The sequence below is a fragment of the Marivibrio halodurans genome (assembly GCF_017963645.1).
GTDB classification, from domain to species: domain Bacteria; phylum Pseudomonadota; class Alphaproteobacteria; order UBA8366; family Aestuariispiraceae; genus Marivibrio; species Marivibrio halodurans.
The window spans coordinates 168,910-188,190 of the sequence record NZ_JAGMWN010000001.1 but is presented as its reverse complement, the minus strand read 5'-3'; the positions used below and the strand labels follow the sequence as shown (position 1 = coordinate 188,190).

The window sequence follows — 19,281 nt, the reverse complement described above, 5'->3', positions numbered from 1 at the left end:
TCCTCAGGCGCCGCCGGGCGTCGGCAGCCAGCCGAACGCCATCAGCGCGCCCGCGGTGATGATCACCCAGGCGAGCGACAACGGCAGGAACACCTTCCAGCCGAGCCGCATCAATTGGTCGTAGCGATAGCGCGGAAAGGTCGCCCGCACCCACAGGAAGAAGAACAGCACCAACGCGATCTTCAACGCGAACCAGATCACGCCCGGAATCCAGTTGAAGGGCGCCACATCCACCGGCGGCAGCCACCCGCCGAGGAACAGAACCGCCGTCATGCCGCTCATCAGGATCATATTGGCGTATTCGCCGAGGAAGAAGAGCGCGAAGGCCATCGCCGAATATTCGACGTTATAGCCCGAGACGAGCTCCGCCTCCGCTTCCGGCAGGTCGAAGGGCGCGCGGTTCGTTTCCGCCAGGGCCGAGATCAGGAAGACCACGAACATCGGCAGCAACGGGATGAAGAACCAGATGGTGCGCTGCGCCTCCACCACGTCGGTCAGGCGCAGCGAGCCGACGCAAAGCAGCACACTGACGATCACGAAGCCGATCGACACCTCGTAGGAGACCATCTGGGCCGCCGAACGCAAGGCCCCCAGGAAGGCGTATTTCGAATTCGAGGCCCAGCCCGCGACGATGATGCCGTAAACGCCGAGCGAACTGATCGCGAAGAGATAGAGCACCCCGACATTGATGTCAGCCAGCACCCAGCCGTCGTCGAACGGAATCACCGCCCAGGCGACCAGCGCCAGCACGAAGGTCAGCATCGGCGCCACCAGGAACAACACCCGGTTCGCGCCCGACGGGATGATCGTCTCCTTCAGCAGCAGCTTCAGCCCGTCCGCGAAGGGTTGCAGCAGGCCGAAGGGCCCGACCACGTTCGGCCCCTTGCGAAGCTGCATCCAGCCGATGACCTTGCGCTCCGCCAGCGTCAGATAGGCGACCGACACCAGGATCGGCACGGTGATCGCCAGGATCAGGGCCACGATCTTGAGTGTCGGGAAGACGTATCCCGACCACCAGATGCCGTCGAACAACTCAGCCATCGGTGCCCGTCCCCCCGGATTCAAGCGCCTTCCGACGATCCAGCACGAAGGTTTGCGTGCATTGCGCCATGGTTTGCGAGGACCGCGAAACCGGGTCCGTCATGTAGAAATTCTCGATCGGCGAGGCGAAGGGCAGGTCGCTCTTCATCGCGCCGGCCGCGCCGAATTCGCCCCATTCCCCCGGCTCCACCATGTCGAGGCGGGCGAGCCCGGGATGCGCGTCGCGCATCTGCTGGCGCAACGCATCCAGGTTGTCGAAGGGCAGCGTCGCGCCCGCGCGCTCGGACAGCGCGCGCAGGATCGCCCAATCCTCCCGCGCCTCGCCCGGCGGGAAGACCGCGCGCCGACCGAGTTGCACCCGACCTTCCGTGTTCACATAGGTGCCGTTCTTCTCGGTATAGGCCGCGCCCGGCAGGACGACATCGGCCGCGTGCGCGCCCTTGTCGCCGTGATGGCCCTGATAGATCACGAAGGCCTTCTCCAGGGCCGACATATCCACCTCGTCCGCGCCGTGGAGATAGACGACCTCCACCGCGCCGGACTTCGCGCCATCAAGGATTTCCGGCACGCTCCGTCCGCCCTCGCCCGGCAGGAAGCCTATCTCCATCGCGCCGACGCGCGCGGCGGCCGTGTGCAGGACATTGAAGCCGTTCCACCCGTCGGCGACCATGCCGAACGTCTCCGCGATCGCGCGGGCGGTCGCCAGGACCTGCGCGCCGTCCTCGCGGGCAAGCGCGCCCTGCCCCACGATGATCATCGGACGCTCGGCCTTGCGAAGGATTTCGGCGAAGGGATGCTTGCCCTCGGCGACATCCGTCAGGGTCTCCGGCCCGGCGCCGAGATAGTCCGAATCGAAGGTCGTCTCCACGTTCGGGCCGATGACGCCGACCGAAAGCTGCCCCGTCATCCACCGCTTGCGGATGCGCGCATTCACGATCGGCGCTTCCCAACGAACGTTCGAGCCCACGATCAGCAGGGCGTCCGCCTGATCGATCCCGGCGATGCCGCTGTTGAAGAGATATTGCGCGCGCGGCGAGGCCTCGATCCGGGCGCCATCCTGCCGGCAGTCGATATTGGCGACACCCAGGCGCTGCATCAGCGCCTTCAGGGCGTAAAGGCTCTCGACATCGGCGGTATCGCCCGCGATGGCGGCGATCCCGTCCGCCGCCGTCGCCTTCAGCTTGTCGGCCACCACCTGAAGCGCGGTCGACCAATCGGCCGGTTTCAGCTTACCATCCTCGCCGCGCACATAGGGGCGGTCCAACCGCTGGCGCGCCAGCCCGTCGCAGGCATAGCGCGTCTTGTCGGAGATCCACTCCTCGTTGACCTCCTCGTTGAGGCGCGGCAGAACGCGCAACACCTCGTTACCGCGCGCATCCACCCGGATGTTGGAGCCGACGGCGTCCATCACATCGACGGATTCGGTCTTGCGCAGTTCCCACGGCCGGGCCTCGAAGGCATAGGGCTTGGAGGTCAGCGCGCCGACCGGGCAGAGATCGATCACATTGGCCGACATCTCGCTGTCGACGGCCTTCTCCAGGCTGGAAATCTCCGCGTTCTCGCCCCGGTTCAGCAGGCCGATCTCCTCGACGCCCGCGACCTCGGCGGCGAAGCGGACACAGCGCGTGCAATGGATGCAACGCGTCATGATCGTCTTGATCAGCGGGCCCATATACTTGTCGGCGACGGCGCGCTTGTTCTCCTCGTAGCGCGAGCCCTTGAAGCCGTAGGCCATGGACTGATCCTGCAGGTCGCATTCCCCGCCCTGATCGCAGATCGGGCAATCGAGCGGATGATTGATCAGCAGGAATTCCATCACGCCCTTGCGCGCCTTGTGCACCATCGGGCTGTCGGTGGTGATCTCCTGCCCATCCTGGACCGGCAGCGCGCAGGAGGCTTGGGGCTTCGGCGGGCCGGGCTTCACCTCGACCAAACACATGCGGCAGTTTCCGGCGATCGAGAGACGCTCGTGATAGCAGAAACGCGGGATTTCGACCCCGGCCTGCTCGCACGCCTGAAGCACGGTCATGCCGGCCTCGACCTCGTGCTCTTCCCCGTTGATCTTGACTGTGGGCATCGATCCCCTCGTCCCTATCTCAAACGGCCCATCCGAAGCGGCCTATCTCAATCGACCCTATCGCAACCGGCCATCGGTCGTTCCCTTACCGGCCCGTCATTCGGCCGCCACCGTGCCGCGTACCTGAACGCGCGTGCGGTTCTTGATGCGATCCTCGATCTCGTCCCGGAAATGGCGGATCAGCCCCTGGATCGGCCAGGCCGCCGCATCGCCCAAGGCGCAGATCGTATGACCCTCGACCTGCTTGGAGACGTCGAGGAGCATGTCGATCTCCTCGATCTCCGCCCGGCCCTCGGCCATGCGCGTGATCACGCGCCACATCCAGCCCGTGCCCTCGCGACAGGGCGTGCACTGGCCGCAGCTCTCATGCTTGTAGAAATAGGCGAAGCGCGCGATCGCCTTCACGATGTCCGTCGACTGATCCATGACGATCACGGCCGCCGTGCCGAGGCCCGACTTGACCTCCTTGAGGGCGTCGAAATCCATCAACACATCGTCGCAGATCGACCGCGGGATCAACGGCACGGAGGAGCCGCCCGGCACCACCGCCTTCAGATTGTCCCAGCCGCCGCGCACGCCGCCGCAATGCCGCTCCAGCAACTCCTTGAGCGGGATCGACATCGCCTCCTCGATATTGCACGGCTTCTCGACATGGCCGGAGATGCAGAAGAGCTTCGTGCCCTCGTTCTTCTCCCGGCCGAAGCCCGCGAACCAGTCCGAGCCCTTGCGCAGGATGGTCGGCGTCACAGCGATCGATTCGACATTGTTGACCGTCGACGGACAGCCCCAGAGGCCGGCCATCGCGGGGAAAGGCGGCTTCAGGCGCGGCTGGCCCTTCTTGCCCTCCAGGCTCTCCAGCAGGGCCGTTTCCTCGCCGCAGATATAGGCACCGGCGCCGTGATGCATGATCACGTCGAAATCATAGCCCGAGCCGCAGGCGTTCTTGCCCAGGAGCCCGGCGTCGTACGCCTCCTGGATCGCGGCTTCCATCACGCGGTATTCCGCGCGGTACTCGCCGCGGATATAGATATAGGCCGCCGTCGCGCCGATCCCGACACCGGCGAGAAGGCAGCCCTCCACCAGCGTATGCGGATCGTTGCGCATGATCTCCCGGTCCTTGCAGGTACCGGGCTCGGACTCATCCGCGTTGACGATCAGATAGCAGGGACGCCCGCCCGTATCCTTCGGCATGAAGGACCATTTCATGCCGGTCGGGAAGCCCGCGCCGCCGCGCCCGCGCAGGCCGGAGCCCTTCACGATCTCCACGATCTTCTCGCGGCCGAGGAGGATCAGATCCTTGGTGTTGTCCCAGGACCCACGCTTCCTGGCCGCTTCCAGCCGCCAGGAATCATAGCCGTAGAGGTTCCCGAAGATCCGGTCCTCGTCCTTGAGCGGCGTCCAGGTCGCGCTTGCCATGGCCTTCGTGTCCCGCCTTGCCTCAGTAAAGCTTTTCCGGCTCGCCCGCCGGCATGTTGCCGTGGGGGCCACCCTTCGGATCGGCCGGTCCCTGCGGCGAGGGGCCGTCCTTCAACACATGCGGCCCCCCCTCCGGCTCCGAGCAGCGCCGACCGATCTGCGAGCCCGGCACCGGCTTCTCGCCCTTCGCCAGCTTGTCGATGATGGCCAGCAGGCTCTCCTCCGTCAGATCCTCGTAATAGTCGTCGTTGATCTGCACCATCGGCGCGTTGCAGCAGGCGCCCAGGCACTCGACCTCGCTCAGGGTGAACCTGCCGTCCTCGGTCGTCTCGCCCTCATGGATGCCGAGATGCTTCTCGACCGCCGCGCGCAAGCTCTCCGCCCCGCGCAGCATGCAGGGCGTGGTGCCGCAAAGCTGGATATGATGATCGCCGACCGGCGCCAGATTGATCTGGGTGAAGAAGGTCGCGACCTCCATCACGCGGATATAGGGCATGCCCAGCATGTCGGCGATGGCGCGCATCGCGGTCTCGTCGACCCAGCGCCCGCCCTTGCCGGCCCCAGCCTTGGCGGCGCGCTGCTCCTGCGCCAGGAACAGCAGCGCCAGGATCGCCGACTGACGACGCTCATGCGGATATTTGGCAAGGTTCCGCTCGGCTTCCGCCTTGAACTTGCCCTCGAACTCGAACGTCTCGGCACTCACCGGTCGATCTCCCCGAACACGATGTCGAAGGCACCCAGGATGGCCACGGAATCCGCCAGCATATGGCCTCGGCAGACATGGTCCATCGCCTGCAGATGCGCGAAACCCGGCGCGCGAATCTTGCAGCGATAGGGCTTGTTCGTGCCATCGGCGACGAGATAGACGCCGAATTCGCCCTTCGGCGCCTCGACGGCCGTATAGGTCTCGCCGGCGGGCACGTGCACGCCTTCGGTATAGAGCTTGAAGTGATGGATCAGCGCTTCCATCGACCGCTTCATCTCGCCCCGGCGCGGCGGCGCGATCTTGGCGTCGTCGGTCAGCACCGGGCCTTCCTTCATCTGCTCCAGGCACTGATGGATGATGCGCAGCGACTGGCGCATCTCCTCCACCCGGACGAGATAGCGGCTATAGCAATCGCCGCTCTTGCCGACCGGGATCTCGAAATCCATCCGCTCGTACATGGCATAGGGCTGCGCCCGGCGCAGATCCCACGGCACGCCGGAGGCACGCAGTACCGGCCCCGTCATGCCCCAGGCCAGCGCCTCCTCCTGGGTGATGACGCCGATATCGACGGAACGCTGCTTGAAGATCCGGTTCTCGGTCAGCAGCGATTCCATGTCGTCCATGAATTTCGGGAACTGCTCCGCCCAGGTCAGGATCTTCTCCGGCAGGTCGGCCGGCATGTCCTGATGCACCCCGCCGACGCGGTAATAGGCCGCGTGGAGCCGCGCGCCGCAGACGGCATCATAGAACTCCATCAGCTTCTCGCGCTCCTCGAAGGCCCAGAGCATCGGCGTCATCGCGCCGACATCCATGGCGAAGGCGGGCACGTTGAGCAGATGGTTCAGGATACGCGTGATCTCATCGAACAGCGTGCGGATATAGAGCGCGCGCTCCGGCGGCGTGATGCCGAGAAGCTTCTCCGCCGCGCGCACGAAGGCATGTTCCTGGCACATCGGCGAGACGTAATCCAGGCGGTCGAAATAGGGGATCGCCTGCATGTAGGTCTTGTATTCGATCAGCTTCTCGGTGCCGCGATGCAGCAGGCCGATATGGGGATCGACACGCTCGATCACCTCGCCGTCCATCTCCATGACCATGCGCAGCACGCCGTGGGCCGCCGGATGCTGCGGCCCGAAATTGATGGTCATGTTCTTGATCGTCGGGTCCTGATCCGACGATTCCGGCATGCCCGCCGTGGAGCCCGCGACGACCGTGTTGATGCTCATGACTTGCCCCCTTCACCGGCGGCGCCCGGGGCACCTTGCTGACTGCCCGCCCCCTCGCCGGCCTTCTCGTCGCCCGGCAGGTCCTGCGTCATGCCTTCCCAGGGCGAGAGGAAATCGAAGGTTCGGAACTCCTGCGTCAGCCGCACCGGCTCATAGACGACGCGGCGCTGCTCGGCGTCGTAGCGCGGCTCGACGAACCCGGTCAGTGGGAAATCCTTGCGCAGCGGATGGCCCTCGAACCCGTAATCGGTGAGGATGCGCCGAAGATCCGGATGGTCGGAGAAGAAGACGCCATAGAGATCCCAGGTCTCGCGCTCCCACCAGCCGGCCGAGGGCCAGACGCCCGTGACCGAGGGAACCGGCATCTCGTCATCCGTCTCCACCTTCAGGCGCAGCCGGAGATTATGCTTCATGCTGAGCAGGTTGTAGACGATCTCGAAGCGCTTTTCCCGGTCCGGGAAATCGACGCCGCAGATATCCATGCACTGCTTGAAGAGACAGTTGGCGTCGTCCCGCAGGAACTTGCACAGCCGCACCAGGGAACTGGCCGGCACGACGAGCGAAAGCTCGTCATTGGCGATTCGCCGTTCGTCGATTTCGTTCGGAAACTTGGATTCGATGTAATCGGCCAAGTCCTGAAGGGCGTCGATCGCCTTATCCCCCGTCGCGCTCATCATTCCATCCGCTGCTGTCGCGCTTCCTGCCTCTTCCGATCCCGCCGCCCGGGCGCCCGCCCGCCGCTAGCGCGCGATCGTTCCGGTCCGCCGGATCTTCTTCTGCAATTGCAGGATGCCGTAGACCAACGCCTCCGCCGTCGGCGGACAGCCGGGCACGTAGATATCGACCGGCACGATCCGGTCGCAGCCCCGCGTCACCGAATAGCTGTAGTGATAATAGCCGCCGCCATTGGCGCAGCTTCCCATCGATATGACCCAGCGCGGCTCCGCCATCTGGTCGTAGACCTTGCGCAGCGCCGGCGCCATCTTGTTGCACAGCGTGCCGGCCACGATCATCACGTCCGACTGGCGCGGACTGGCGCGAACCACCACGCCGAATCGGTCGAGATCGTAGCGCGGCATATAGGCATGCATCATCTCGACCGCGCAGCAGGCGAGCCCGAAGGTCATCGGCCACATCGAGCCCGTGCGCGCCCAATTCACCAGCTTGTCGAGATTGGCGACGACGAAGCCCTTGTCCGTCAACTCCTGATTGACGCCGCGGATGATCGCATCCTGTCCCGCGCCGGGGCCGACCAGGCCATCCTCCGTGCGCCGGCCGAACGGATCATTGTCGGTACCGGCGACCAGCTCGCCCCGGTTCAGCGCGACCTGCGGATCGGCCTTCAGGTCGTCCGTCTTGAGGTCGGCGGCCTTTTGATCGCTGCTCACTCCCATTCGAGCGCTCCCTTCCGCCATTCATAGACGAACCCGATTGTCAGGATACCCAGGAACACCACCATCGACCAGAAGCCGAAGACACCGATATCACCCAGCGCCACGGCCCAGGGGAAGAGGAAGGCCACTTCCAGGTCGAAGATGATGAACAGGAGGGTCACCAGATAGAAGCGCACATCGAAGCGCTGGCGCGCATCGTCGAACGCCTCGAAACCGCATTCATAGGCCGAAAGCTTTTCCGAATCGGGATGTTGGCGCGAGACGATCATGCTGCCGACGATCATGGCGACCGACAGCCCCGCCGCGATACCGATGAAGATCAGGATCGGAAGATATTCCGCGAGAAGACCCTGCAAGTCTTGCATTCCCGTGCGTGCTCCCTGGTTCGGCCCGCCCTCCCGGGCCGTAGCGAACCGGCGCGTGTCGCAGCACGCCGCCGTTCCCGTTCCGAAGGCATCGTCTTCGTCGCACTTCCACGACGATCGGTCAAGCCGGGCCGCTTGCGACAATCCGAAGCGATGGTGCGGTGCGAAACCCGCCACGACTATAGGGAAACCGCGCCTTCCCGGACAAGCGAAAGCAGCCCGGCGCGGCGCGCGCCATGGTCCGCGCGCGCGCCCTGTTCGACGATTGGGAAGGAAGGAAATGGCGGGAGTGACGGGGCTCGAACCCGCGACCTCCGGCGTGACAGGCCGGCACTCTAACCAACTGAGCTACACCCCCGCATGACGCTGATCCGACCCCCCGTCTCCCCCCATCGGGAGGTCGTCGGCGGCCCGTTCATCGTCGGGTGGCGGCTAGGTAATCCGTCGCCGCCGCCCTGTCAAGCAAGCCAATGTCGCTTTGTTACGATTTTCCGAAACGGCCCCTCACAGCGGCAGGAAACGGCCAAGGACGGGCACCAGAATTTCGGCGCTGACGGGTTTGTATATCACATCCGCGAGTCCCGCGGCGAAGCAGCGCGCGCGATTCTCCGCGGTCGTGTCGGCCGTCACCGCGACGATCGGCAGGCTATCGCCCACCTGTTCGCGGATACGGCGCGCCGTCTCCACGCCGTCCATTTCCGGCATGTGGATATCGAGGAGGACGAGGCCGTACCGATGGTCCCGGCACGCCGCGGCGCTTTCCGGCGCGGCATCATGTCCGAACGACCGTGTCACGAGTTCCAGGGCCTGGACTCCCGATCGCGCGCAATCGACCGCCAGCCCGAAGGCATCGCAGAACGCCTCCAGGAGCTTCCGATTGGTCGCGTTGTCATCGACGATCAGCGCGCGCGCCATGCCTTGTCCGCTTCGGTTCCGCGCGGAACCGCCGTCGGATCGCCCGAACGCGTCCGTGACTTCGCCATTCCGGGCCCAGGCCCTTCGGGAACGATAAGCCGGCACCGGAAGCGGCCAATATGCCGCGCGCGAAGGATATGGTGGGCGGTGAGAGGATCGAACTCCCGACTTCCTCGGTGTAAACGAGGCGCTCTCCCAGCTGAGCTAACCGCCCTTGGTTCGACGATGGGAATAGCGTCCGGGCGCCGGCGTGACAAGCATTCGGGCACCGACCGCGCGATCGCGCACAACGAAAAAGCCGACCGTCCCAGGACGGTCGGCTCTTCGCGAAACGGCCGTGAACCGTGATTAGTTGACGGCGTCCTTCAAGGCCTTGCCGGCCTTGAACTTCGGCTGATTGGAGGCCGGAATCTGGATCGTCTCGCCGTTCTGCGGGTTGCGCCCGGTGGAGGCCGCGCGATGGCTGACGGAGAAGGTGCCGAAGCCGACCAGACGAACCTCGGAGCCGCCCTTCAGCGCGCCGGTGATCGAATCGAACACCGCATCGACGGCGGCGGTGGCGTCATTCTTCGACAGACCGGCCGCACTGGCCACGCTGGCGACAAGGTCGTTTTTGTTCACGTTGGAACCCCCCTTGCATATCGGGATTGAAGTGAAAGCGTGTCGCGGATCGATTCATCCGGAACGGCACGGAGTGTAGGCGAGCCGGCGAAGAAGCGTCAATCGGAAAGCCGCCAAAAACGCCAGTTTTCCGGGGATTTTGCCTCGAAAGCCGCGAAACTGAATCGCCTCGGCATGGTTCGGCATATATGCCCGAACAATTGCGGGACGCATCGTGCGCGGGCGTGAAAAGAAAGCCCCCGAGCCATGGAGGCCCGGGGGATAATCCTTTCGTGAGTCGCGGACGAACACCCCATCCGCGAATCGGCGATCAGTGGGTCGTCATTTCCGGGGGGCCGCCATGGGCCCCGTTCCCGGCGGCGAGCGCGCGCAGATCGGCTTCCATGTCCTCCGCCTTGAGTGGCGTCAGCGGCTCGCTCAACGCGTTCGCCATGACCTCCTCGACCGAGGCGACCGGCACGATGGTCAGCGCCTTGGTCACATTGTCCGGAATTTCGGCCAGATCCTTCTCGTTGTCCTTCGGGATCAGCACCGTCTTGATGCCGGCGCGAAGGGCGGCGAGAAGCTTCTCCTTCAGCCCGCCGATCGGCAGCACCCGACCGCGCAGCGTGATCTCGCCGGTCATGGCGACGTCGCGGCGCACCGGCGTTCCAGTCAAGGTGGAGACGATCGACGTCACCATGGCGATCCCCGCCGATGGACCGTCCTTCGGCGTCGCCCCCTCCGGCACATGGACGTGGATGTCGTTGCGCTGGAACAGCGACGGCTTGATGCCGAAGGCCTGGGCGCGGCTCTTGACGAAATGCTCGGCCGCCTGGACCGATTCCTTCATCACGTCGCCGAGCTTGCCGGTCATCGTGACACGGCCCTTGCCGGGCACCGTCACCGCCTCGATCTGCAGCAACTCGCCGCCGACCTCGGTCCAGGCCAGGCCGGTGACGACCCCGACCATGTCCTCGTCCTCGATCTCGCCATAGCGGAACTTCTTCACGCCCGCGTAATCGCCGAGATTGGCCGTCGTGACCTTGATCGCGTCACGGTTCTTGTCGGTCATCAACTCCTTCACCGCCTTGCGGCAAAGCTTGGCGATCTCGCGCTCCAGATTGCGGACGCCGGCCTCCCGCGTGTAGTAGCGGATCAGGTCGCGCAACGCGTTGTCGGAGATCGACCACTCCTCCTGCTTCAGGCCGTTCTCCTGAAGCTGCTTGGCGATCAGGTGGCGCTTGGCGATCTCGACCTTCTCATCCTCGGTATAGCCGGGGATGCGGATGATCTCCATGCGGTCCATCAGCGGCTGCGGCATGTGCAGCGTGTTGGCCGTGGTCACGAACATCACGTCCGAGAGATCGTAATCGACCTCCAGATAATGGTCGTTGAAGCTGTTGTTCTGCTCCGGATCGAGCACCTCCAGCAGCGCCGAGGACGGATCGCCCCGCCAGTCGGCGCCCAGCTTGTCGATCTCGTCGAGCAGGAAGAGCGGATTCGACTTCTTCGCCTTCTTCATGCCCTGGATCACCTTGCCGGGCATGGAGCCGATATAGGTCCGGCGGTGGCCGCGAATCTCCGACTCGTCGCGCACGCCGCCCAGGCTCATGCGCACGAACTCGCGCCCCGTGGACCGCGCGATCGACTTGCCGAGCGAGGTCTTGCCGACACCGGGCGGGCCGACGAGGCACAGGATGGGCCCCTTGAGTTTCTTCTGCCGCGCCTGCACGGCGAGATACTCCAGGATGCGCTCCTTCACCTTCTCCAGACCATAGTGATCCGCGTTCAGGATTTCCTCGGCATCCCCGATATCGCTCTTGATGCGCGAGCGCTTCTTCCATGGAATGCCGAGCAACCAGTCGAGGTAATTGCGCACGACCGTCGCCTCGGCCGACATCGGGCTCATGGCGCGCAGTTTCTTGAGCTCGGCCGTCGCCTTCTCGCGCGCTTCCTTGGAGAGCTTCGTCTTGCGGATTTTCTCCTCGAGCTCGGCCAGTTCGTCGCGGCCGTCCTCGCCCTCGCCGAGCTCCTTCTGAATGGCCTTCATCTGCTCGTTCAGATAATACTCGCGCTGGGTCTTCTCCATCTGCCGCTTGACGCGGTTGCGGATGCGCTTCTCGACCTGAAGGACGCTGATCTCGCCCTCCATGAAGCCGTAGATCTTCTCCAGCCGCTCGGAGACCGTGCCGAGTTCCAGCAGCTCCTGCTTGTCCGCGATCTTGAGCGCCAGATGCTGCGCCACCGTGTCGGCGAGCTTCGAGGATTCCTCGATCTGATTGACCGAGATCAGGACCTCCGCCGGCACTTTCTTGTTGAGCTTGATATATTGCTCGAACTGGCTGACGACCGCGCGGCCGAGCGCCTTCAACTCCGCCTCGTCCTCCGCCGGGTCCTCGATCAGGCTGGCTTCAGCCTGGAAGAAGGAGTCGGTATGCGTATAGCGATCGATCCGCGCGCGCTGCCCGCCCTCGACCAGAACCTTCACCGTGCCGTCCGGCAGCTTGAGAAGCTGCAACACGGTCGCGATCGTCCCGGTTTCGTAAATCTCTTCCGGCGCGGGGTCGTCGTCGCCCGGATTCTTCTGCGTCACGAGAAGAATCTGCTTGTCGTCGTTCATCACGTCTTCCAAGGCACGCACGGATTTATCGCGCCCGACGAACAACGGCACGATCATGTGCGGAAAGACGACGATGTCGCGCAGCGGCAGAACCGGATAGAGCGCGCTCGACGAACTGGTGGGGGTCCCGGTCGGACTCTCTGTCATGGCATGGCTCTCCAAGCGTGGCGCCAAAGCTGCATATTGTGGGCAGCGGCACCCATCATACTAAACAATGTGGCCGATGGCCGTTCATTTCAAGCGGAAGTCGCCGACCCGGCCCTCTTGCCGGGCGCTGGGTGGGCCGACGCTCTCGGCGTCCCTTCTAGATGGTCTTTCCGCCCGCGACAGCAACCCCGCGCGGAAGACTGAACGCCGATCCGACCGGAATGCGGCGTCACCCAGGATCAGGAGGCGCTCGATTCCATCTCGTCGCGCCGCTCGGCGTAGATATAGAGCGGCTCGGCGCGGCCTTCCACGACCTCGCGGTTGATGACCACCTCCTCGACGCCGTCCAGGCCGGGAAGGTCGTACATCGGCTCCAGCAGGATGCCTTCCATGATCGAGCGCAGGCCGCGCGCGCCGGTCTTGCGCGCGATCGCCTTGTTCGCGATGGCGCTCAACGCGTCGGCCGTGAATTCGAGCTTCACGTCCTCCATCTCGAACAGCTTCTGATACTGCTTGACCAAGGCATTGCGCGGCGCCGTCAGAATCTCGATCAACGCTTCCTCGTCGAGGTCGGAGAGCGTCGCCAGCACCGGCACACGACCCACGAATTCCGGGATCAAGCCGAACTTCAGCAGATCCTCCGGCTCGATCGCGCGCAGGATATTGCCGACCTCCTGATCCTCCTCCGCGCGGACATCCGCGCCGAAGCCGATCGAGGAGCCCTTGCCCCGCGCGGAGATGATCTTGTCGAGGCCCGCGAAAGCACCGCCGCAAATGAACAGGATATTGGTCGTGTCGACCTGCAGGAACTCCTGCTGCGGATGCTTGCGTCCACCCTGGGGCGGCACGCTGGCGACCGTGCCCTCCATGATCTTCAGCAAGGCCTGCTGCACGCCCTCGCCCGAGACGTCCCGGGTAATCGAGGGGTTGTCGGACTTGCGGCTGATCTTGTCGACCTCGTCGATATAGACGATACCGCGCTGCGCGCGCTCGACATTATAGTCGGCCGACTGCAGCAGCTTCAGGATGATATTCTCCACATCCTCGCCGACATAGCCCGCTTCCGTCAGCGTCGTCGCGTCCGCCATGGTGAAGGGCACGTCCAGGATACGCGCCAGCGTCTGCGCCAGCAGCGTCTTGCCGCACCCCGTCGGACCGATCAGCAGGATGTTGGACTTCGCCAATTCCACGTCGGTGTTCTTCTGACCGTGCGCCAACCGTTTATAGTGGTTGTGCACCGCGACGGAGAGGACACGCTTGGCATGGTCCTGACCGATCACGTAGTCGTCCAACACCTCGCGAAGCTCATGCGGGGTCGGCACGCCGTCACGCGATTTCGCGACGCCGGCCTTGTGATCCTCCCGGATGATGTCCATGCACAGCTCGACGCATTCATCGCAGATGAAGACCGTCGGCCCGGCGATCAGTTTCCGCACCTCGTGCTGGCTCTTCCCGCAGAAGGAGCAGAAGAGCGTGTTCTTGCTGTCGCCACCGGTGGATTTGCTCATCGTCGCTACTCTTTCGTCTCGACCTGTTTTTCAGGGCGCCCCAGGTTTCGTTCGGCACGCCCTGTTCGGGCGGATCCCCGTATGACGCTCCGCGCGATGAATTCGAACGGCGCTATCCGCCGATCCCCGCCCGAACCCGTTTCCCGCGATGTCCCGTCCCGGCCGACATCGACCGGATATTCAGAGGTCCCATCGAAACCCGTACCCAAGACCACGTCCGACACCGCGCCCTAGCCCCGCGCCTCGCGTCCGCGTTGGGTGGCATCCGACCGAAGCCGGAAAACCAAGGCGATAATCGTATCCGCTGAAATCCGTACCCTTCAACGCCAAAAGCATCATCAGGCGTGATCGGACACCTTCCAGCGGAACGGGAACGCGCCCCGGCCCACCGCGTCAACCTAAGACAATCGATCAAGGCCCGGTCGCGCAACCCCTTATCGGCGGGGCCGACCGTTCCCCGGTCGCATTGCCCGGGCCCCCGGTGAATTCGGCGCGGGCGCGGTTCGGTTCGCGCCCGGCGCGCCGGGCGCGATATACTAGGCCTTATCGCCGCCTTCCACCGAATCGGGCCGGCTGGACATGACCTCGTCGATGATGCCGAAGCTCTTGGCCTCGTCGGCACTCATGAACTTGTCGCGCTCCATCGACTGCTCGATCGTCTCCAACGTCTGGCCGGTATGCCGGACATAGATTTCATTCAGGCGTTCACGGATACGAAGGATTTCCCGCGCCTGGATCTCGATGTCCGTCGCTTGGCCCTGCGCCCCGCCGGAGGGTTGGTGAACCATGATCCGGCTGTTCGGCAGGGCGAAACGCTTGCCCGCCTCACCGGCCGTCAGCAGCAGCGAGCCCATCGATGCCGCCTGACCGAGGCACACGGTCGAGACCTTCGGACGGACGTACTGCATCGTATCGTAGATCGAGAGTCCCGAGGTCACCACGCCGCCCGGCGAGTTGATATAGAAGGCGATATCCTTCGTCGGGTTCTCCGATTCCAGGAACAGGAGCTGCGCGCAGATCAGGCTCGCGACATGATCGTCGACGCCGCCCGTCAGGAAGATGATGCGCTCCTTCAGCAGGCGCGAATAGATGTCATAGGCGCGTTCGCCGCGGTTGGTCTGCTCGACCACCATCGGCACCAGCGTGTTCATATAGAGATCGATCGGATCGCGATCTTGCATGATTGTCCTCTTTCCCTGATCGGGCGCGGGACCGATGCACGGCACCTTTCCCCTCGCCCGCGTCCGCGCGCCCACTACGGCCGGGACGTCGATGGCGTGTCTCTCCGATCTAAGCGGGAACGCCGGCGGTTAAAGGCCGCCGGCGTTCATTTCGTGTCGGCCTATTCGGCCTTTTTCGCCTCCGCCTTCTTGGCGTCGCCCTTTTTCGCGGCGCTTTTCTTGGCGCTTGATTTCTTCGCCGCCTTCTTCGCGCCGCCCTTCTTGGCGGCCCCCTTCTTGGCGCCGGACTTTTCGTCGTCCTCGCCATCCTCGGCGAGAAGCTCCTCGACCGGAACCTCCTTCTCCTCGACCTGCGCTTGCTCGACGATATAGTCGATCGTCTTGTCCTCGAAGATCGGCGCGCGAAGCTGGGCCATCAGTTCCGGATTCTTGGAATAGGCCTCGAAGACCTGCTGCTCCTGCCCCGGATAGCGCTGGGCCTCGCGGACGACCGCGCGGTTGAGTTCGTCCTGGGTGATCTCGATCTTCGCCGTTTCGCCGACATGGCTCAACAACAGGCCGAGTTGGACGCGGCGATGGGCGATTCCGCGGTACTCCTCCTTGAGGTCCTCGTCGCCCTTCTCCTGGTCTTCCTCGTCGATCTCGCCCTGCTCGCGGGCCTTCTCGAACTGCTCCCAGATCTGGTTGAACTCCTGCTCGACCATAGGCTCCGGCACCTCGAACTCATGGCCGTCATAGAGCTGGTCGAGAAGCGAGCGCTTCATTTTCCCGCGCGCGAGTTCGCTGTAGTCGCCGGCCAGCTTCTCGCGGATCATGTCCTTGAGCTGGTCGAGCGATTCCATGCCGAGGCTGGTGGCGAACTCGTCGTCGATCTTGGTGTCCTGATACTCCTCGATCGACTTCACCTTCACCTCGAAGACCGCATCCTTTCCGGCCAGCGCCTCGCTGCCATATTCCTCCGGGAAGGTAACCTTCACCTCCACATCGGAGCCGGCCTTGGCGCCGACGAGTTGGTCCTCGAAGCCGGGAATGAAGCGACCGCTGCCGAGTTCGAGACGGAAATCCTCCGCCGAGCCGCCCTCGAACGCCTCACCATCCACCTTACCGACGAAATCGATGACCACGACGTCGCCTTCCTTGGCCGGGCGGTCGCCTTCGATCGGCGCGCTAGACCGGTAATCCTTGGCGATCCCCTCGAGCGCCTGCGTCACCTCCTCGTCGGAGATCTTCGGCGTCAGCCGGGTAACGGACAACTTGGAGAAGTCCATCGGCTCGATCGCCGGCATCAGGACCACTTCGAGCTTATAGACCAGATCCTGGCCTTTCTCGAAGCTGGTGATCGAGATGTTCGGCTGCATCGCCGGCTTCAACTCGCGCTCGGTAAGCGCGGTCTCGCTGGTCTCGCTCACGGCCTGCTTGATGACCTCGCCCAGCATGTCGTCGCCGTAGCGCTGCTTGAGGATCTTCATCGGGACCTTACCCGGCCGGAAGCCCGGGATATTGACCTTCTGGCCGACCTCGCCGAGCTGCTCTTCCACGCGGCGCTCAAGCTCATCGGCCGGGACTGTGATCGAGAATTCCCGGCTCAGGCCGTCGTTCTTGGTTTCCTCTACCTGCATGAGATGCTGACCATTGTCGTTGGGAATGCATAGGGCGAACGTCCGTGACTTCGACGGGGCGCATGAAGCCGCCCCCTAGCGCTCGGCGCCTCCCGGCCCGTCTCCCGCTCCGGAGCCGCGCGACCGCGAGGCCGAATTGGTGCGGGCGGAGGGACTTGAACCCCCACGGGTTTCCCCACCAGGACCTAAACCTGACGCGTCTACCAATTCCGCCACGCCCGCGACGTAAACCGGGCCGAGACAAAAAGGGGCGCCTGCCCCCGTCGAAGCGGCGCTTCTATAGCAACGCGCCGGGGGCGCGTCAAAGCGTAGATTGCAGGGATTTTCGGGGGGTCGCGGCGCGGTCCCGCCCGGCGTTCCGGCATCCGCCCCGGCGCGGCGCGGCACCGGCGCGCCGATCACCCCGCGACACGTTCGCTATAAGTGTCGGTGAAGGCGCTGAGCGACAACATTCGATGCCCCTCCACCATGCGCGGCAGGGCCGACGGCTTTTCCACGGTCAGCTCGTATTTTACATGCGGGATACCGAACCCGTCGGCGGCGATGGAGAGGATGCGAGCGGTCTCGATCATCCTATCGGGCCGGATACGCCGGAAGGCGGAACCGGCCTTGACGAAATCCATGGCGTTCGCGCGTTTGAAGAACATCCCCGATCTCCCCGACCCATCGCCCCATCTATCGTCATCGCATCGAGAAAGGCGGTCTTCGGCATGCCGAACTGGCGGAGCAGTCCGGCCGATTCCGTCTCCCTGTCAAATACAATCGGAGTTATCCACAGGTCGTGTCAATTGGGATTGAATAGAATTTATCTTTAATTCTATATATAATGAATTCCTCGCCACTCTCGATCGTGCCTTCTGATCGTCACTCGTACCCCCCTTGCTCGGCCGCGCGATGGTCCCAACCGCCAAGCAGGCGCAGCGCCGCCGGTATTCTTTCCGGCAAATCGTCGGCCACCAACCCGGGCCCGAAGCCGGTGGCCGCCGCGCCGTGCAACCAGCACGCGGCGCACCCCGCCTCGAAGGCCGGCATGCCCTGCGCCATCAGCCCGCCGGCGAGCCCGGCCAGCACGTCCCCGCTGCCGGCGGTGGCGAGCGTCGGCGGCGCGTTCGCGTTGATCGCGGCGCGGCCGTCGGGGGCGGCGATCACGCTATCGAAGCCCTTCAGCACCAGGACCCCGCCGGCCCGCGCGGCAGCCTGGCGGGCGCGGTCGAGCTTCGAGAGAGCCGGGTCGTCCGCGAGATCCGGGAACAGACGGTGGAATTCCCCCTCATGCGGGGTCAGCAGCACCGGCCCCGTGACGGCCCCGAACAACAGGTCCGCCCCTCCTTCGAAGAGACTCAAGGCGTCGGCATCCAGCACCGACGGCTTGCCCGTGCGCAGGATGGCCAGCGCCTTCTCGCGCGCGGCCAGCGTCCCCTCCCCCAGGCCGGGGCCAATCAACGCGGCGGAAACCCGACGCTCATCGACCATGTCGACGAAGGTCTTGGTATCGCGGTAGGCCCGCACGACCGCGCTGTCGAGCGAGACACGGTAGAGCGGGGCCGCCTGATGCGGCGCGGCCAATGTCACCATGCCGGCCCCGACGCGCTGCGCCGCGCGGGCGGCGAGCCGGCTGGCACCCAGCATTTCCGGACCGCCGGCGACGAGCAGATGGCCGCGCCCGTACTTATGCTGCTCCGGCGTCGGCAGGGGAAAGAGCGCGCGCCACGATGCCGGATCGTTCAACGCGATGCGCGGCCCGATCGTGTCCAGCACGCGCGCGGAAATACCGATATCACGCACCACCAGATCGCCCCGCGCTATCCGCCCTGGCAGTAGGAAATGTCCCGGCTTGGCGCGGAAGAAGGTGACCGTAACATCCGCCCGGGGGGCTGGATGGGATGGGTCGGCCCGGGCGGAGAGGTCGGCCCCACTGTCGCCGGCGATGCCGCTCGGCATGTCGACGGCCAGGATCGCCCGATCCCCTATGGCGCGAAGGGTCTCCGCCGCCGCGCCCTCCGGCGGGCGATCGAGCCCGGCGCCGAACAGCGCGTCGATCACGATTCCCGCCCCGTCCAGGAGCGCGGGCGAGAGCGGCTCGACGGCACCGGTCCAGCGCGCGGCCGCCACCGCCGCGTCGCCGGAGAGCTTCGCCCGCTCGCCCAGCAGCCCCAGACGGACGGTCCACCCCGCCTCGACCAGCCGGCGCGCGGCTACGAACCCGTCGCCGCCGTTATTTCCAGGACCGCAGAGGACGGCGACCGCGCCAGGCTCGAAACGCTCCAGCACCGTCTCGGCAACCGCCGCGCCCGCCGCCTCCATCAGATCGATCCCGGCCCGGCCGCCCGCGACCGCCGCGCGGTCGGCCGCATACATTTCCGCCGTCGTCAGCAAGGCATGATCATGGGCGATATCGTGCCGGAGAGAGTCTTCCATGGGGAATATATCCAAGGTGGATCGGGTCGGACCATGCAGGATCAT

The 19,281-nt window shown here is 64.8% G+C and carries 16 protein-coding genes and 3 tRNA genes; all 19 read right to left on the bottom strand.

The features are described from left to right. Positions 1-3: 3 nt before the first annotated feature. Entirely contained in the window at positions 4-1,041 is a 1,038-nt protein-coding gene (gene nuoH / locus KAJ83_RS00780; RefSeq protein ID WP_210680110.1) for an NADH-quinone oxidoreductase subunit NuoH, read from the bottom strand. Continuing rightward, on the bottom strand, positions 1,034-3,118 hold the full coding sequence (gene nuoG / locus KAJ83_RS00775; RefSeq protein WP_210680109.1) for an NADH-quinone oxidoreductase subunit NuoG: 2,085 nt from the start codon (positions 3,116-3,118) through the stop codon (positions 1,034-1,036). The genes nuoH and nuoG overlap by 8 nt, the downstream gene beginning before the upstream one ends. A gap of 96 nt (positions 3,119-3,214) precedes the next feature. Further along, positions 3,215-4,534, bottom strand: a complete 1,320-nt coding sequence (gene nuoF, locus KAJ83_RS00770; protein ID WP_210680108.1) for an NADH-quinone oxidoreductase subunit NuoF — start codon at positions 4,532-4,534, stop codon at positions 3,215-3,217. A 22-nt stretch (positions 4,535-4,556) separates the two neighbouring features. Continuing rightward, positions 4,557-5,237 (bottom strand): NADH-quinone oxidoreductase subunit NuoE, encoded by a 681-nt coding sequence (nuoE, locus tag KAJ83_RS00765; RefSeq protein WP_210680107.1) that lies wholly within the window; start codon positions 5,235-5,237, stop codon positions 4,557-4,559. Further along, a complete protein-coding gene (locus KAJ83_RS00760; RefSeq protein WP_246484199.1) occupies positions 5,234-6,427 on the bottom strand; it encodes an NADH-quinone oxidoreductase subunit D in 1,194 nt (397 codons plus the stop codon). The genes nuoE and KAJ83_RS00760 overlap by 4 nt, the downstream gene beginning before the upstream one ends. Before the next feature lie 35 nt (positions 6,428-6,462). Beyond that, positions 6,463-7,140 (bottom strand): NADH-quinone oxidoreductase subunit C, encoded by a 678-nt coding sequence (locus KAJ83_RS00755; RefSeq protein WP_210680789.1) that lies wholly within the window; start codon positions 7,138-7,140, stop codon positions 6,463-6,465. Positions 7,141-7,206: 66 nt separating this feature from the next. After that, positions 7,207-7,722, bottom strand: a complete 516-nt coding sequence (locus KAJ83_RS00750) for a NuoB/complex I 20 kDa subunit family protein (RefSeq protein WP_417568566.1) — start codon at positions 7,720-7,722, stop codon at positions 7,207-7,209. A gap of 128 nt (positions 7,723-7,850) precedes the next feature. Continuing rightward, on the bottom strand, positions 7,851-8,225 hold the full coding sequence (locus tag KAJ83_RS00745) for an NADH-quinone oxidoreductase subunit A (RefSeq protein WP_210680104.1): 375 nt from the start codon (positions 8,223-8,225) through the stop codon (positions 7,851-7,853). A gap of 281 nt (positions 8,226-8,506) precedes the next feature. Next, positions 8,507-8,583: transfer RNA gene (locus KAJ83_RS00740), tRNA-Asp, on the bottom strand. 146 nt (positions 8,584-8,729) lie between these two features. Further along, positions 8,730-9,140, bottom strand: coding sequence for a response regulator (locus KAJ83_RS00735; RefSeq protein WP_210680103.1), 411 nt, complete (start codon positions 9,138-9,140; stop codon positions 8,730-8,732). Positions 9,141-9,278: 138 nt separating this feature from the next. Continuing rightward, positions 9,279-9,354 (bottom strand) — tRNA-Val (locus tag KAJ83_RS00730). Between the two features lie 134 nt (positions 9,355-9,488). Further along, positions 9,489-9,761, bottom strand: a complete 273-nt coding sequence (locus KAJ83_RS00725) for an HU family DNA-binding protein (RefSeq protein ID WP_210680102.1) — start codon at positions 9,759-9,761, stop codon at positions 9,489-9,491. Positions 9,762-10,071: 310 nt separating this feature from the next. Then, complete coding sequence (gene lon, locus KAJ83_RS00720; RefSeq protein WP_210680101.1) at positions 10,072-12,510, bottom strand: endopeptidase La; 2,439 nt, start codon at positions 12,508-12,510, stop codon at positions 10,072-10,074. Between the two features lie 239 nt (positions 12,511-12,749). Beyond that, positions 12,750-14,018: an ATP-dependent Clp protease ATP-binding subunit ClpX gene (gene clpX / locus KAJ83_RS00715; RefSeq protein ID WP_210680100.1), complete on the bottom strand. Its 1,269-nt coding sequence runs from the start codon at positions 14,016-14,018 to the stop codon at positions 12,750-12,752. Positions 14,019-14,554: 536 nt separating this feature from the next. Next, positions 14,555-15,199 (bottom strand): ATP-dependent Clp endopeptidase proteolytic subunit ClpP, encoded by a 645-nt coding sequence (clpP, locus tag KAJ83_RS00710; RefSeq protein WP_210680099.1) that lies wholly within the window; start codon positions 15,197-15,199, stop codon positions 14,555-14,557. Between the two features lie 161 nt (positions 15,200-15,360). Next, complete coding sequence (gene tig / locus KAJ83_RS00705; protein WP_210680098.1) at positions 15,361-16,818, bottom strand: trigger factor; 1,458 nt, start codon at positions 16,816-16,818, stop codon at positions 15,361-15,363. Positions 16,819-16,955: 137 nt separating this feature from the next. Next, positions 16,956-17,040: transfer RNA gene (locus KAJ83_RS00700), tRNA-Leu, on the bottom strand. A 176-nt stretch (positions 17,041-17,216) separates the two neighbouring features. Continuing rightward, entirely contained in the window at positions 17,217-17,465 is a 249-nt protein-coding gene (locus KAJ83_RS00695) for a hypothetical protein (RefSeq protein WP_210680097.1), read from the bottom strand. 217 nt (positions 17,466-17,682) lie between these two features. Next, positions 17,683-19,236: an NAD(P)H-hydrate dehydratase gene (locus KAJ83_RS00690; protein WP_210680096.1), complete on the bottom strand. Its 1,554-nt coding sequence runs from the start codon at positions 19,234-19,236 to the stop codon at positions 17,683-17,685. Positions 19,237-19,281: the final 45 nt, after the last annotated feature.

Excerpts from the sequence above, each read along its gene's own strand:
- nuoF (WP_210680108.1), bottom strand. The coding sequence starts at position 4,534 with ATGGCAAGCGCGACCTGGACGCCGCTCAAGGACGAGGACCGGATCTTC.
- nuoH (WP_210680110.1), bottom strand. The coding sequence starts at position 1,041 with ATGGCTGAGTTGTTCGACGGCATCTGGTGGTCGGGATACGTCTTCCCG.
- KAJ83_RS00695 (WP_210680097.1), bottom strand. The coding sequence starts at position 17,465 with ATGTTCTTCAAACGCGCGAACGCCATGGATTTCGTCAAGGCCGGTTCC.
- KAJ83_RS00735 (WP_210680103.1), bottom strand. The coding sequence starts at position 9,140 with ATGGCGCGCGCGCTGATCGTCGATGACAACGCGACCAATCGGAAGCTC.
- clpP (WP_210680099.1), bottom strand. The coding sequence starts at position 15,199 with ATGCAAGATCGCGATCCGATCGATCTCTATATGAACACGCTGGTGCCG.
- clpX (WP_210680100.1), bottom strand. The coding sequence starts at position 14,018 with ATGAGCAAATCCACCGGTGGCGACAGCAAGAACACGCTCTTCTGCTCC.
- KAJ83_RS00760 (WP_246484199.1), bottom strand. The coding sequence starts at position 6,427 with ATGCCGGAATCGTCGGATCAGGACCCGACGATCAAGAACATGACCATC.
- KAJ83_RS00755 (WP_210680789.1), bottom strand. The coding sequence starts at position 7,140 with ATGAGCGCGACGGGGGATAAGGCGATCGACGCCCTTCAGGACTTGGCC.
- tig (WP_210680098.1), bottom strand. The coding sequence starts at position 16,818 with ATGCAGGTAGAGGAAACCAAGAACGACGGCCTGAGCCGGGAATTCTCG.
- lon (WP_210680101.1), bottom strand. The coding sequence starts at position 12,510 with ATGACAGAGAGTCCGACCGGGACCCCCACCAGTTCGTCGAGCGCGCTC.
- nuoG (WP_210680109.1), bottom strand. The coding sequence starts at position 3,118 with ATGCCCACAGTCAAGATCAACGGGGAAGAGCACGAGGTCGAGGCCGGC.
- KAJ83_RS00690 (WP_210680096.1), bottom strand. The coding sequence starts at position 19,236 with ATGGAAGACTCTCTCCGGCACGATATCGCCCATGATCATGCCTTGCTG.
- KAJ83_RS00745 (WP_210680104.1), bottom strand. The coding sequence starts at position 8,225 with ATGCAAGACTTGCAGGGTCTTCTCGCGGAATATCTTCCGATCCTGATC.